15 protein-coding genes are annotated in these 13249 nt (G+C 63.4%); 8 read left to right on the top strand and 7 right to left on the bottom strand.

Going from position 1 to position 13249, the window contains the following annotated elements; translation table 11 throughout:
• Positions 1-393: 393 nt before the first annotated feature.
• The 5 genes from nthA to AC3WWH_RS24885 all read left to right on the top strand — a co-directional run bounded on the left by nthA (position 394) and on the right by AC3WWH_RS24885 (position 4062).
• Positions 394-1032, top strand: a complete 639-nt coding sequence (gene nthA / locus AC3WWH_RS24865) for a nitrile hydratase subunit alpha (RefSeq protein WP_058321287.1) — start codon at positions 394-396, stop codon at positions 1030-1032.
• The gene (gene nthB, locus AC3WWH_RS24870) at positions 1029-1688 is read left to right on the top strand and encodes a nitrile hydratase subunit beta (RefSeq protein ID WP_058321288.1); all 660 of its coding nucleotides are present in this window, start codon (positions 1029-1031) and stop codon (positions 1686-1688) included. Before nthA ends, nthB begins: the two co-directional genes overlap by 4 nt.
• Complete coding sequence (locus tag AC3WWH_RS24875) at positions 1675-2049, top strand: nitrile hydratase accessory protein (protein ID WP_245299070.1); 375 nt, start codon at positions 1675-1677, stop codon at positions 2047-2049. The genes nthB and AC3WWH_RS24875 overlap by 14 nt, the downstream gene beginning before the upstream one ends.
• A gap of 233 nt (positions 2050-2282) precedes the next feature.
• Entirely contained in the window at positions 2283-3185 is a 903-nt protein-coding gene (locus AC3WWH_RS24880) for a glycosyltransferase family 2 protein (RefSeq protein ID WP_373419831.1), read from the top strand.
• Between the two features lie 31 nt (positions 3186-3216).
• Entirely contained in the window at positions 3217-4062 is an 846-nt protein-coding gene (locus AC3WWH_RS24885; RefSeq protein WP_058321290.1) for a glycosyltransferase family 2 protein, read from the top strand.
• Positions 4063-4099: 37 nt separating this feature from the next.
• On the opposite strand, the gene AC3WWH_RS24890 is transcribed toward AC3WWH_RS24885, so the two are convergent.
• The 4 genes from AC3WWH_RS24890 to AC3WWH_RS24905 form a co-directional block, all read right to left on the bottom strand.
• Positions 4100-4933, bottom strand: a complete 834-nt coding sequence (locus AC3WWH_RS24890; RefSeq protein ID WP_058321291.1) for an anti-sigma factor family protein — start codon at positions 4931-4933, stop codon at positions 4100-4102.
• The gene (locus tag AC3WWH_RS24895) at positions 4930-5484 is read right to left on the bottom strand and encodes an RNA polymerase sigma factor (protein ID WP_057253630.1); all 555 of its coding nucleotides are present in this window, start codon (positions 5482-5484) and stop codon (positions 4930-4932) included. Before AC3WWH_RS24895 ends, AC3WWH_RS24890 begins: the two co-directional genes overlap by 4 nt.
• The gene (locus AC3WWH_RS24900; protein ID WP_058321292.1) at positions 5468-5842 is read right to left on the bottom strand and encodes a COG4315 family predicted lipoprotein; all 375 of its coding nucleotides are present in this window, start codon (positions 5840-5842) and stop codon (positions 5468-5470) included. Before AC3WWH_RS24900 ends, AC3WWH_RS24895 begins: the two co-directional genes overlap by 17 nt.
• 255 nt (positions 5843-6097) lie before the next feature.
• Complete coding sequence (locus AC3WWH_RS24905) at positions 6098-7081, bottom strand: quinone oxidoreductase family protein (RefSeq protein ID WP_058321293.1); 984 nt, start codon at positions 7079-7081, stop codon at positions 6098-6100.
• Positions 7082-7175: 94 nt separating this feature from the next.
• Here AC3WWH_RS24905 and AC3WWH_RS24910 point away from each other — a divergent pair, with 94 nt between their 5' ends.
• Positions 7176-8060: a LysR family transcriptional regulator gene (locus AC3WWH_RS24910; protein WP_113398932.1), complete on the top strand. Its 885-nt coding sequence runs from the start codon at positions 7176-7178 to the stop codon at positions 8058-8060.
• Between the two features lie 12 nt (positions 8061-8072).
• Here AC3WWH_RS24910 and AC3WWH_RS24915 read toward each other — a convergent pair whose 3' ends face one another.
• On the bottom strand, positions 8073-9167 hold the full coding sequence (locus AC3WWH_RS24915) for an AbrB family transcriptional regulator (RefSeq protein WP_057253635.1): 1095 nt from the start codon (positions 9165-9167) through the stop codon (positions 8073-8075).
• Between the two features lie 431 nt (positions 9168-9598).
• Between AC3WWH_RS24915 and AC3WWH_RS24920 the strand changes: the two genes are divergently transcribed.
• Positions 9599-10726, top strand: a complete 1128-nt coding sequence (locus tag AC3WWH_RS24920) for an ATP-dependent DNA helicase (RefSeq protein ID WP_057253637.1) — start codon at positions 9599-9601, stop codon at positions 10724-10726.
• Between the two features lie 25 nt (positions 10727-10751).
• Entirely contained in the window at positions 10752-11276 is a 525-nt protein-coding gene (locus AC3WWH_RS24925) for a hypothetical protein (RefSeq protein ID WP_156433021.1), read from the top strand.
• 167 nt (positions 11277-11443) lie between these two features.
• Here AC3WWH_RS24925 and AC3WWH_RS24930 read toward each other — a convergent pair whose 3' ends face one another.
• Positions 11444-12118, bottom strand: coding sequence for a spermine/spermidine synthase domain-containing protein (locus AC3WWH_RS24930; RefSeq protein ID WP_058321295.1), 675 nt, complete (start codon positions 12116-12118; stop codon positions 11444-11446).
• A gap of 197 nt (positions 12119-12315) precedes the next feature.
• Positions 12316-12993, bottom strand: coding sequence for a MerR family transcriptional regulator (locus AC3WWH_RS24935; protein ID WP_057253643.1), 678 nt, complete (start codon positions 12991-12993; stop codon positions 12316-12318).
• Positions 12994-13249 lie beyond the last annotated feature (256 nt).

A 13249-nucleotide genomic window follows, 5' to 3' on the forward strand; every position in this document is an offset into this window, starting at 1 on the left:
TGGCGCGATGCACGTTTCCCGACTCCCGAGCATGCTCCGCGAGTACCTTTTGGACAAGTTTGTCTTCATGAGAGTTTGAGTCAGCGGGTCTGCAAATCGGACAGCGTGAACCCTTTCACGAGGCCGTGAAATAGCAATTACGTTACTGCAACATACGTGGAAAACGGCGCTCTTGCTGGCTTTAGCCTCGCGCGTTGGTGCGATCCTACATAATAGCGCATTTTTCAATGCTGCCGGTTCGCATGGAACCGGACTTGTTACGGTGACAATTCTGGTCGCCGGTCGCTGATGAATTCGATTTCGAATCCGGATTTCATCAGCTACCACTGTCGCGCGAGTGAGGAGGCAGCGCCGTCTGCGCCCGAGGGGTGCGCCGTTGCGAGGAGCCAGGCAATGTCCGAACACCATCATGGTCACGATCACGACCATCATCACCATGACAACCATTTCACCGACATGGAAGCGCGGGTGAAGGCGCTGGAAACGGTGCTGACCGAGAAGGGGCTGATCGATCCGGCGGCGATCGACGCGATCGTCGAGACCTATGAAACGAAGATCGGCCCGCGCAACGGTGCCCGCGTGGTGGCCAAGGCCTGGGTCGATCCCGATTTTGCCGAGTGGCTGAAGCGCGATGCGACGGAAGCGATCGCCAGCCTCGGCTATACCGGCCGGCAGGGCGAGCACATGCGCGCCGTGTTCAATATGGCCGACACCCATAACCTCGTCGTCTGCACGCTCTGCTCCTGCTATCCCTGGTCGGTGCTCGGCCTGCCGCCGGTCTGGTACAAGGCGCCGCCCTATCGTTCGCGCGCCGTCATCGACCCACGCGGGGTGCTCGCCGAGTTCGGCCTGACCTTGCCGGAGACGACGCGAATCCGCGTCTGGGATTCGACCGCGGAACTGCGCTATCTCGTGGTGCCGGTACGGCCGGTAGGCACCGAAGGCTTCAGCGAGGACGAACTCGCGGAACTGGTGACGCGCGATTCCATGATCGGCACGGGCTTGGCACTTGCCGCGGAGGCGTTTCGATGAACGGTCCGCACGATCTCGGCGGCGCGCACGGCCTCGGCCCCGTGGCGCCGGAAAAGGACGAGCCCTATTTCCACGGCGAATGGGAGAAGCGGGCGCTGGGGGTCACGCTCTCCTGCGGCGCGTTCGGCGCCTGGACGATCGACGAAAGCCGGCATGCGCGCGAAAGCCTGCCGCCGGCGACCTATCTTTCGGCGAGCTACTACGAGATCTGGACCCGCGCGCTGGAGACGCTGCTGAAGCGCCACGGCTTCGTCACCCAAGCCGAGCTCGATGGCGTCCATATGCTGGAGCCGGGTGCGAGCCCGAAGCGGGTGCTGAAGGCCGACATGGTGGCCGGCGTGCTGGCGAAGGGCGCGCCTTGCGACCGCCCGGCCGAAGGATTGCCGCGCTTTGCTGCCGGCGACCGGGTGAAGACGAAGAATTTCAATCCGGAGACCCACACGCGGCTGCCGCGCTACGCCCGCGCCAAGCTCGGCCGGGTGGAGACGGTGCAGGGCTTCTTCGTTTTCCCTGATGACAACGCCCATGGCCGCGGCGAAAATCCGCAATGGGTCTATACGGTCGTCTTCGATGGGCCTGAGATCTGGGGCGAGGGCGCCGACCCGACGCTGACGGTCTCGATCGATGCCTGGGAGAGCTACCTTGAACACGTGTAAGGTGGTCTCGCCGCTCGTTGCCTCGGCCGAACTGCCGAAATCGCCGGAGGGCGATCCGGTCTTCGCCGAGCCCTGGCAGGCGAACGCCTTCGCCATGACCGTACGCCTGCATGAAAAGGGCGTGTTCTCCTGGCCGGAATGGGCCGAAGCGCTTTCGGCCGAGCTCTACAAGCCGGGCCGCAAGGCGGATGCCAGCGACTACTACGATTGCTGGGTAGCCGCGCTCTCGCGCCTCGTCACCGAGCTCTCGATCGCGTCTGGCCGTGAGCTGGAACACCTGACGCTGAGCTGGCAGCGGGCGGCGGAAGCGACGCCGCACGGGCAGCCGATCCTGCTCGCCAACGATCCTGAGCGGCCCTGATTTCGAAGGCTCCGATCGGCAGGATTTTCGCAAGTTGATCGCAGACCGTTTTTCACGTAGAGGCTGCTAATCTAAACGATCTGGAGCTTGCCGTGGGCGAAACGCGATATCCTTTTTCCTCCATGGAGGCGGCGGCGGAGATGTTCAGAAGAACGCCGCTCGAGCGCCTCAGCACATGGTTGGAAACGAAAAGGATGGCCCGGCGGGAGAGGAAAAAGAGACGCCGGCACGAGTTGACGTGCCTGAGCGCACGGGGGCCGGCGACCCTGTCGCGCGACGATATCCCGTTGATGTTCATCACCCACAACGACCTCAAGCTGATGCCGTCGTTCCTGGCGCATTACCGCAGGCTCGGGGTGACACGCTTCATCTGCATCGACGACGTCTCGTCCGACGGCACGCGCGAGTATCTGGTGGCACAACCGGACGTCGACGTCTGGTCGTCCATCGTCCGCTTCAAGGAGGCGCGGCGCGGGCGCGAATGGCGGGAAACGCTGTTCGAGCGCTATGGCACCGGCCGATGGTACGTCAATGTCGATTCCGACGAGTATCTCGTCTATGACGGCTATGAGGAACGCGGACTGAAGTGGCTCATTCCGGCGCTGGAACGCATGGGCGCCCGCCGCATGCTCGCCCCCATGCTCGACATGTATCCGGTCGATCTCGAGCGCGCCGACGTTGAAAAGCTGGAGCAACAGGCCCCCTGGGAGATTGCCGATCATTTCGATGCCACCGGCTACGTCATGCATGCGATGAAGCGGGCCTTCAGCGTCAAGGGCGGACCGCGCTATCGCAAGTTCGGAACCGACCTGGAGATGGTCAAGTATCCGCTGCTGTTCTGGGACGGCGAGTGCTGTTTCGGGCCCAGCATCCATCAGCCCTTGCCCTATGACCGGAATTTTCCGGCCGCCATGGGCGTGCTGCTGCATTTCAAGTTCTTCGCCGACTATGCCGAGGTCGTCGATGCGGCGGCGGCAGGCGGGCAGTATTTCGATGCCTCCGCCGTCTATGTGAAGATCAAGGAGAACATCGCAAACGCCGGCGGTCTGCAATTGACGTCGGATGTTTCGGTGCGCTTCACCGGATCGAGGCAATTGCTGGATCTCGGATTTATAACGCGGCTTGAGCGCGCCTGAAGCGCGGCTCGGCGAATGGTTTGGAGTGAGAATGGAGAAGGCGAAACTCGTCGTTCTGTTTCCGGTCTTCAATGGTGCGAAGACCTTGGAAAAGTGCCTGCAGTGCATCGCGGATCAGGATTTCAGGGATTTTCGCGCCATCATCGTCGAGAACAGGTCGACCGACGGTTCGCTGGAGATCGCCAAGGCTTTCGCGGCGAAGGATCCTCGTTTCGAGGTTCTCGAAAACGAGGTCCATCTCAAGGCTGACGAAAACTTCCTCAAGTGCTTCCACCTTGGCACTGAGCTCGGCGAATATTTTTGCCTCAGGGCCTGCGACGACTTTTCGACGCTCGACTACCTGTCGCGCCTCGTCGCCGCCCTGGACGCGGATAAGACCAAGCTGCTCGGGGTTTCGGACGTCAGGCGCTTCAACAACGGCAAGGGACGCCTTGCCAGCCCCAACCGCGACGTCTTCAATTTTGCCCAGCGCGTGCGCGACGGCAACATCCCGCGCAATCTGAGCTATCCGTCCGAATGGGTCTACGGCATCTATCGGTCGCAAGGCAGCCTGGAGATCCTGCTCCGGCGCTATGCCGAGTTCAGCTATCCCTGGACCGGCGCCTCCTACATCGTCACGGAGTTCGTGGTGCGCGATCTCGTCGCCTATGTTGAGGGGCCCGAGTTCCATTTCATCGAGGGTTCGGGATCGGTTCAGCGCTATGGCGCCAAGACCTTCCGGCAGAAGTTCTCGCAGCGCTGGGACTATACGGTCGGTTGCTATCGGCTGAAGGACAAGCTGCCGCCGATGTCGCCGTGGACAAAGTTCCTGCTGTTCCGGATGTTCTGGAACGACGCGCGTCGCAAGACCCGCTACAAGCTCCTCGGCTTTTTCTGATTGGGCGGACACGCGCCGGAGAGGGCGCGCCGCGATCTCAACTTCCCGTCGCCTCGCTCTTGTCGAACTGGCGGTAGCACTCGTCGGCCACCTGCTGCAGCAGGCTGCGCGGCACCTCGCCGGTGACGGCGTAGCCGATCGGACCGTCGATCCAGTAGAAGGTCTCGACGCCGTCGACACTGTCGATGCGGAAACTGGTCTCGCGGTTGTCGTCGTTCCGGCCGAGAAGCACGGTGAGCCTGCGTCCGGTGCCGTCCTCATACATGAACATCGCACCCGCCTTGCCATTGACCGGCAGCAACCGGCCGCCGACCAGCGAGAAGCCGAGCGAGGAGAGATCGGGGATCGACAGCGGATGTTCGAGGCGTTTTCCGAGCCAGGTGGCGAGATGGCTCTGCTCGTCGGCGCCCACTTCGACGGCGTGGCGCACTTCGCTGGCATAGACCAGGAAGGCTGATTGCGCCTGCCGCGGCAAGCTGTCGGCGGTCTCGATCGATTGGTTGCCGCCATCGGCAGAAATCAGAGATGGCGCGTAGAGGCCGGTCAGCGCGCCCGCGGCAAACAGGGCGAGACCGGCGGCGATGGCGCGCAGATGGCCGGTGGCGGATCGCTTGCCCTTGTCCGGGTCCGATTGCGGAAGATCGTTGCGGCTTTTCGATAGCAGGGCGCGGTCGTTTGTGTCGCTGTGGGCGTAGCCGGCGAAGAGCGCACGAAGGTCCACCGCCTGCGCCTGCCATTGCCTGACTTCTTCGGCGCGGGCGGGGTTGCTCTCCAGCCATTGCTCGATCCGTTCGCGTTCCCGTGGGGTCACGAAACCGTCGACATAGGCGTGCAGGTCGTCTTCGGAGACGGTGTTGAGATCTTCCGTCATTTCGGTCTCCGCATGCTGATCACATTGTCGTCCTTCATGGCTTCGGCAAGCTGGCGCCGGGCGCGTGAGAGCCGCGACATCACGGTGCCGATTGGAATGGCCATCATCTCGGCCACGTCCTGGTAGCGGTATCCCTCGATCACCACGAGCATCAGCACCGAGCGGTTTTCCGAGGAAAGGCCGTTCAGCGCCCGTTCGAGCTTGGAGCGTTCGAGCGGGTCGCTTTCGCGGTTCTCCGCCTCGAGCCCCAGATCCTCCTCCAGCGCCACCTGCGGGTGCATGGAGAGGTAGCGGTGCCGGTTGCGGCCGAGATTGGTCATGATGGTGAAGGCCCAGGCGCGCAGGTTGACGCCGCGCCATTGCGCGCGGCGCGAAAGCACCTTCTCCACGCAATCCTGCAACAGGTCCTCGCCATCCGGATCCGAGCGCACGAGGCTGCGGGCATAGCGCCTCAGCGCTGGCACCAGAGCCAGCACGTCCTCTTCGAACCGGTCGGATGCGGGGTTTTCGGCCCCCGCATCCGCATTGCCGCCATTACGGCTTTGCGACATCCCATTCGCCCTTCACGCCATCACCGGTAATGTCACCCATCTTCTTGTCCTTGACGAAGAAATAGAGCGGCATGCCATCTTTGGCCCACTGTTTCTTGCCGTCCTTGCGCTCGACGACCGTATAGGCGCCTTCGGCCTTGGCGCTGGCTTCCGCCAGGAAGGGCGGCCAGTTCTTGGCGCAATTGTCGTAGCAGCTGGACACGCCGCCATGGTCGTCCTTGTAGGTATAGAGCGTCATACCGTTTTCACCGGCCAGTACCTTGCCTTTGGCCGATTCGACTTCCTTGACCGGCGGCGCGGCGAAGGCCGTGGCGCTGGCGGCAAGGAGCATGGCGATCGTCAATGGAAACGTTCTCATGGCAATTGTCCTTCCTCAAGATGATTTTCCTATCCGGAAACGGGCGGATGCCTCCTCGTCCCGTTCCGCAAGAGCCGCATGCTTGCAGATCCAACCGTGAGACACGGTGCGCGGGGGATTTATTCCCGGAAAACTGGTGGCTGTTTCGGTTCCGCCATTTCGCTGCCGGAACCGAAGCAAACGGAGCGACCGGCCGCGCGATCGGCAATCGCGCGGCCGGCAAAAGGACGGTGATTTGCTGGAAGCTGCCCCTGTTCAGGGCAGCAGAACCACGGACCCGGTCGTGCGCCGGGCCTCCAGGTCCTCATGCGCCTTGCGCGCTTCAGACAGCGGATAGGTGGTGATGGTGGAGGCGCGAACGATCCCTGCCTCAATCGCGCCAAACAGGTCTCGCGCTGCCGTCTCGTATTCCCTTCGGTCTGCGGTGTAATGCGCGATCGAGGGGCGGGTAACATAGAGCGAACCCTTGGCCGCAAGTAAGGAGACGTCAAGCGGCGGCACCGGGCCGGAGGAGGCGCCGAACGAAACCAGCGTGCCGCGCGGGCGCAGGCAATCGAGCGATTCGGCGAAGGTTTCGGCGCCGACAGAATCATAAACAACATCGACGCCCTTGCCGCCGGTGATCTCGGCGACACGCGCCCGAAAATTCTCCTCGGTATAGAGGATCACATGATCGCAGCCGTTGGCGCGGGCGATCTCGGCCTTTTCGGCGGAGCTGACCGTGCCGATGGTGGTCGCGCCCAGGTGCTTCAGCCATTGACAGGCGATCGAGCCGACGCCGCCGGCCGCCGCATGAAACAGCACCGTGTCGCCGCGTTTCACCGGAAAACAGCGGCGGATCAGATACTCGACCGTCAGCCCCTTGAAGACGAGTGCTGCGACCTCAAGGCTGTCGAGCGCGTCGGGCAGCGCCAGCGCCCGGGCGGCGGGCAAGTTGCGGTGGGTGGCATAGGCGCCGGGCGGACCGCCGACATAGGCGATGCGTTGGCCGACAGCAAAGCCCGCCACCCCTTCGCCAAGTGCCGTGACGACGCCGACGCCTTCGACGCCGAGGCCGCTCGGTAGCGGGAGGGGGGCGGTGCCGCGGCGATGATAGATGTCGATGTAATTGACGCCGATCGCGAGGTGGCGGATCTGGATCTCGCCGGGCGCGGGGTCGGCCAGCGTCTCGGTACTGAAAGCGAGTACCTCTGATGCGCCAAATTCGGAAAATTGGAAGGCTTCAGTCTCGATCGCCATGCTGCTCTCCAAGGGATTTCGCGGAATCTGCTTGATTTTTCAGCGTCGGTCGAGAAACCTTTGCGCAAACCGATTTTCCAAAAATGGAAAGCAAATGGACTGGAATGATCTGAAGTTCTTTCTGGCCGTCGCCAATGCGCGGTCGTTGAGTGCCGCGTCGGCCAGGCTCGGTGTGAGCGCATCGACCGTGTCGCGCCGGATCGAGGCACTGGAAGCGGCGTTGGAGGTCAAGCTCTTCCGGTCCCATCGCGACGGTTACGACCTGACGCCCGCCGGCGAAGACTTGCTGGCGCCGGCTGAGCGCGCCGAGGCGCAGATGCGCGTCTTCGAGCGCACGGCGCGCGAGAAGGACAGCGATCTCGCCGGGCCGGTCCGTATCGACGTGCCGGAACTGCTCGGGCAGGAGGTGCTGTTGCCCGGGCTGGCGGGGCTCCTGCAAAGCCATCCGGAGATCCGCCTTGAGATGCATTCGAGCGTCCGGCCGGTGCGGCTGATCGGTGAGGAGGCGGATATCGTGCTGCGCCTCGTCCGGCCGCAGCAGGGCAATTATCGTCAGCGCAAGATCGGCTCTCTCGCCTTCGGCCTCTATGCAGCACCCAGCTACCTTGAACGCCACGGTACGCCAGGTACGCCGGCTGACCTCTACCGCCACCGGGTGATCGGCTGGAGCGAGGAGTTGAGTTACCTGATCATGGTGGCCTGGGTCGAAACGCTCTGCCCCGGTCTCCAGCCGTCGATGCGTCTCACCTCCCTCGGTGCGCAGATGGCGGCGGTGAAAAACGGGCTCGGGCTCGCCGTGTTGCCTGCCTTTGCGGTCCAGTCGGCAGGGTTCGTGCCTCTGCTGCCGGAGGTGCCGCCCTTGGCCCCGGATCTCTGGATGCTGGTCCATGAACAGGCGGCGGAACTGCCGCGGGTGCGGCTGGTCAAGGAAGCGGTCATCACAGCGCTGGCGCGCTTCAAGGTGCGGCCGGGCGTGTAGATGCCAAGCGGCTCAAGCCCGGTCGGCGACGAAGCGGGCGAGGGCTGGACCGATCATGGTGATGATCAGAAGGCGGGCGGTCTGCAGCGCCATGACGAAGGAAAGATCGACATTGCTCGATGCGGCAATGACCGCGATCGAATCGAGCCCGCCGGGGCTGGTGGCGAGATAGGCGGTCAGCGGATCGATGCCGACGACCTTGATCAGGAGCACCGCGAGCAGACCCGAGAAGGAGATCAGCACGATAATCGAGATGACCGTCGGCACCAGCGCGCGGCGCGCGTGGATGAGGATCTGGCGGGTGAAGCCAAGGCCGATGTTCCAGCCGAGAGCCGCAAAACAGAGCGCCAGCAGCCATTGCGGCAGCACGGTGGTCATGACGCCGCTGACGTTGAGCACGGCGCCGACGAGGAAGGGCAGCAGGAAGGCGCCGGCCGGCACGCGCAGGAAGCGGCCGGCAAGGGCGGCGCCGAGCCCGACGGCCATGGTCTCGAGGAAGAGCAAGCCGTCGATCGGCGCGAACCAGTGCGTGGTCTGCTCGGCTTCAGCCCCGGTGACCCACATATGCGCCACGACCGTTGCGGTGCTGGCGACGAAGATCACGCGCAGATATTGCATGAAGGCGACGAGGCGGGCGTCGGCGCCGTAGGCATCGGCCATCAAGAGCATGGTCGAGGCGGCACCGGCCGACGAGCCCCAGATCGCCGTCGTGCCCGGCAGGATGCGCATGCGGGTGATCACCCAGCCGCAGAGCGTGCTGACGGCGATGACCGAGAGGATGACGGCGAGGAACAGCGGCCAGTTGCCGGAGAAGGTCACGAGCATGCCCGGCGTCATAGCGCCGGCGATCATCATCGCCAGGATGAACTGCACGCAGAAGAAGAGCTGCCGCGGCAGCCGGATCGTGCCGCCGTTCATGCCGACGAGAACGGCGCCGAGCATCGGGCCCATCAACAGCCCGGCCGGAAGGCCGATGAATTCGAAGAACGAGGCGAGCACAATGGAGATTGCCGAGAGCAGGCACCATTGCAGCCACGGGGCCAGCCGTCCGATGCCGACCTTTTCCGGAGAGGACGCGGCTTTGGGCTTGTCGGTCGTCACGGGCATTCTCCGGCATGACCCCGTAAAGGCGGAGCGGCCATTCGTGGCCGGCCTCGACGGGCTTCGAGCGATGGTCGTCACCAGCAGGATCGCGGCGCCATCAATGTCCCGCTCGTTAGCAACAATGCGGCGTTGCATTCAAGGGGCACGGCAAGAAAGTGCCACAGCTGCCGTCGGCCGGAAACAAGGGGAGCGGTGTCGCCACACTTGCCGGGAAGGCTCGCAGCTGTGTGACGAACGCGCGTTGTGAGAAAAAAACGTGAACAAAAGATCTCTGGCTCGGGTAGCGCGACAGATGCGGTCAGGCAAAAAGATATTGATTTTGCGTGGCAATTTCGTGAATTGCCGCGGAGTGCTCGCCAACCTGCCGTCACAGGGGCCGTGCAGCCCATAAATCCGGGCTTGCGTGTGCCGCCCGAATCCTGACACTCAAGCCCATGCAGTTCGCACCGCAACAGGACGAGGCCCTCAAGGCCGTTTCGCAGTGGCTGAAAGAGGGCCGCTCGCCGCTCTTCCGGCTGTTCGGCTATGCCGGCACCGGCAAGACGACGCTGGCCCGGCACTTTGCCGAACATGTCGATGGCGACGTGCTGTTTGCCGCCTTCACCGGCAAGGCCGCGCAGGTGCTGCGCTCCAAGGGTGCCAGCAACGCCAAGACCATCCACTCGCTGATCTATCGTCCGCGCGGCGAGGAGGAGGTTTCCGATGAGGAAACCGGCAAGACCTCGATCGCGCCGATGTTTGCGATCAACCGCCAGAGCCCGGTCGCCAAGGCCGCGCTGATCATCGTCGACGAATGCTCGATGGTGGACGAGGCGCTCGGCAAGGACCTGATGAGCTTCGGCACGCCGATCCTGGTGCTCGGCGATCCCGGCCAGCTGCCGCCGGTCTCCGGTGGCGGCTACTTCACCAACCAGGAGCCGGATTATCTGCTGACGGACATCCATCGTCAGGCGCGCGACAATCCGATCATCCAGCTCGCCATGCAGGTGCGCGAAGGCAACGAGATCATGCATGGCGACTACGGCACCACGCAGGTGATCGGTCGCGGGCAGGTGAACCAGGAGCTGGTGCTGGAAGCGGATCAGGTGCTTGTCGGCACCAACAAGACCCGCCGGCGCTACAACCAGCGCCTGCGCGAACTCAAGGGCTTCACCAGCGACTATCCGCAGTCCGGCGACAAGCTGGTCTGCCTCAGGAACGACCCTGCCAAGGGCCTGCTCAACGGCTCGCTGTGGCAGGTGATGAGCTCGTCGAAGGAAACGGTGAAGCCCGGCATCAACCTGATGATCCGGCCGGAAGACGACGACATGGATCGCGGTGCCGCCAAGATCAAGCTGTTGAAGGCGGCCTTCGAGGATGTCGAGGGCGAGATCCCCTGGACGACGCGCAAGCGCTACGACGAGTTCGACTACGGCTATGCGCTGACGGTGCATAAGGCGCAGGGCTCGCAGTGGAACAACGTCGTTTTGTTCGATGAAAGCTGGGCCTTCCGCGATACGCGGGAACGCTGGCTCTACACCGCGATTACCCGCGCGGCGGAGCGACTGACGATCGTTCGCTAAGGGCGGCTACGGAAGGGGTGCGACGTTGCCGATCAACAGGATCATCGTGTCGAGGCCTTTTGTCAGCACAGTGGACGCGATTTCGGCTGGCGGATACAACCCGTTTCTCTGCCAAGCGACACGTGGATTCCGCACTGCCCTGTTTGCTGCTAATATCATAGCTTCACCACCGGTTGTGGAGGGCAAAATGTCTCGGGCTCGCTTCCTTTCCGTCGCCGCATTCTCAATAGGCTTTGCAACGACGATCCACGCAGCGCCTATCAACATGACAAACAGTCCGTCCTGGACCAGCCCCACCGCTGCAAATCCATCGGACCTGGCTCTGGTGGCAGAGACCAAGAAGCCGCTGGTGAAATCGCCGTCGGTCAAGGCTGGAGCAACCGGCCCACAGACCACGGTCGGCTCTGCTGAACTGACTGCCCAGGAATGTGAGCGCGTTGGCGGTGTCGTGACGGGCAACGGTGACCCTAACTGCAAATCGAACCAGCGGTGCAAGACGACGCTGAGCAATGGCGACATCCGCTCGGTATGTATCGACGAAGCAAATTAGGCTCACCAGTCCGGGCTTTTGACCTACTGCATGTCTCCTTAAATCGAGCTCGATTTAAGGACAAAGACATGCAGAAAATCAAAGTGCTACAGCGACCTTTGCGCGTCTGATAAGACGCGCGGCGCTGTAGGCGGCAAGCTGGATAAGGCCGGCCGCATAACGGACGATTATCGCTTGGTCGCCATCCACAGCACGTGGCGCGCACCGCCGCGCTTGCCATTGGCGCGCACATTGACCTCGTCGGTGGCAAAGCCGACCTCGCGCAAGCGGCGGGTAAAGGCGCTATCGGGGGCCGAGGACCAGACGGCAAGCACGCCGTTGGGCCGCAGCGCCGCTTGGGCCGCGCGAAGCCCGGTATGGCTGTAAAGGCTGTCGTTGGAGGGGCGCGTCAATCCGTCCGGGCCATTGTCGACATCGAGCAGGATGGCATCGTAGGCGGCCGTCTTCGAGCGGATCAGCGCGCCGACATCGCCGACATGGATATCGACGCGGGGATCGTCGAGTGTGCCCTTGTGGAGGTCCGCCATCGGCCCGCGCGCCCAGTCGACGACGGCTGGCACGAGCTCTGCGACGACGACGCTGGCATCCTCCGGCAGCACGGCGAGGGCAGCCCGCAATGTGAACCCCATGCCGAGGCCGCCGATCAGCATGCTGATGTTCTTGCCGCCGGCGATGCGCTCGTAGGCGAGCGTCGCCAGCGCCTCTTCCGAGCCGCTCAGCCGGCTGTTCATTAGTTCGGTCGAGCCGAGCATGATGGAAAATTCTTGGCCGCGCTGCTTCAGGCGCAACTCGTCGCCGTCTCCGGGAATGGTGGCGCGGTCTAGCTGGATCCAGGGAAGCATCGGGATATCTCACTCATGTCGTTTCAGCGCCTCGTAACATGAGCGCGGCGTCGAAGACATCCCATTGTCGACGATCCCGGGAGAATCGCCGGCAAACCGGCGGTATGGCCGGCTACCGGACAGGCTTTGGCCGTGCCGCCTCCAGACGCGCTGACACGTCTCCAGGCGAAGACGAAAACCGCCGTAAGGTGCTTCGGTTACTCCGCCGAGATCATTCCGGCGAGTACGGCCTTGGCGATTGCCTGGAAGCGGTTGTTGGCGCCGAACTTGCGGATGATGCCGGCTTCGAGCGTGAGCGCCGCGGCGACGTCCATCTCCATCAGGCCGGCGATGCGCGGGGCCGGATAACCGTCGGCCATGAAGGTCAGACACTCGCTCTCGATCGGGGAAAGGTGGACATGGTCATCTTCATCGGTCGCGGTACCGCTGCCATCGCTGCTTTCGAGCAGCTCGGTGATGCGCTGCATCTGGCGGCGCAGGTTCGCCTGCTGGGCGGCAAGTTCCCGGCGCCGCGCCAGTAGCGCCTCGCGAAACAACTGGTCGGCGTCTGCCTGTTCTTCGGTGCCGGCAAGGCCGGTCAAAAGCTCCAGGATGGCGGCGATCGGCATGTCGATCTCGCGGCAGGCGTTGATGACAGCCATGCGGCGGATGTGTTCTTCGTTGTAAACCCGCATCGGCCCCATGCGCGCGGCGGTCAGAAGGCCTTTCTCCTCGTAGAAATGCAGGGTGCGGTGGGTGACGCCGAAGGCATCGGCCATGTCGGCGATCGCCAGCGGGGCCGTCGGATCATGATGGGGAAGGGGAAGGATGGGCAGGAAGCCGACGCGTTCGGGCGCGGCGAGCATGCCTTCGTATTTCCAGTGGTCTCGCGGCATATCGATTGTCCCCGGTCTACAGGCCGCGCCTATCCGGCGCGTTGTCTCTGTAACGTTTGATTTTCCGCATATTTGACCTGAATCGAGGCCGACCCAGGGTGTAACAGTCCGCGTCCGGAAGCGGCGGCGATCACCGGGTCTCATAGGTGCGGACCGCGTCCGCGTGCTGAGGCACTCGTTGATCGACAACGACAATGCCTGCTGCTCGGCTGGGGCATCCCGCGTGGACCACGCGGTTCTACTCAGGACTTCGATG

The sequence above is a fragment of the Ensifer sp. EB106-03-01-XG145 genome, assembly GCF_058792075.1.

Bases quoted from the DNA above. Each gene is read 5' to 3' on its own strand.
- nthA (WP_058321287.1), top strand. From the start codon at position 394: ATGTCCGAACACCATCATGGTCACGATCACGACCATCATCACCATGAC.
- nthB (WP_058321288.1), top strand. From the start codon at position 1,029: ATGAACGGTCCGCACGATCTCGGCGGCGCGCACGGCCTCGGCCCCGTG.
- AC3WWH_RS24885 (WP_058321290.1), top strand. From the start codon at position 3,217: ATGGAGAAGGCGAAACTCGTCGTTCTGTTTCCGGTCTTCAATGGTGCG.
- AC3WWH_RS24890 (WP_058321291.1), bottom strand. From the start codon at position 4,933: ATGACGGAAGATCTCAACACCGTCTCCGAAGACGACCTGCACGCCTAT.
- AC3WWH_RS24895 (WP_057253630.1), bottom strand. From the start codon at position 5,484: ATGTCGCAAAGCCGTAATGGCGGCAATGCGGATGCGGGGGCCGAAAAC.
- AC3WWH_RS24900 (WP_058321292.1), bottom strand. From the start codon at position 5,842: ATGAGAACGTTTCCATTGACGATCGCCATGCTCCTTGCCGCCAGCGCC.
- AC3WWH_RS24905 (WP_058321293.1), bottom strand. From the start codon at position 7,081: ATGGCGATCGAGACTGAAGCCTTCCAATTTTCCGAATTTGGCGCATCA.
- AC3WWH_RS24910 (WP_113398932.1), top strand. From the start codon at position 7,176: ATGGACTGGAATGATCTGAAGTTCTTTCTGGCCGTCGCCAATGCGCGG.
- AC3WWH_RS24915 (WP_057253635.1), bottom strand. From the start codon at position 9,167: ATGCCCGTGACGACCGACAAGCCCAAAGCCGCGTCCTCTCCGGAAAAG.
- AC3WWH_RS24920 (WP_057253637.1), top strand. From the start codon at position 9,599: ATGCAGTTCGCACCGCAACAGGACGAGGCCCTCAAGGCCGTTTCGCAG.
- AC3WWH_RS24930 (WP_058321295.1), bottom strand. From the start codon at position 12,118: ATGCTTCCCTGGATCCAGCTAGACCGCGCCACCATTCCCGGAGACGGC.
- AC3WWH_RS24935 (WP_057253643.1), bottom strand. From the start codon at position 12,993: ATGCCGCGAGACCACTGGAAATACGAAGGCATGCTCGCCGCGCCCGAA.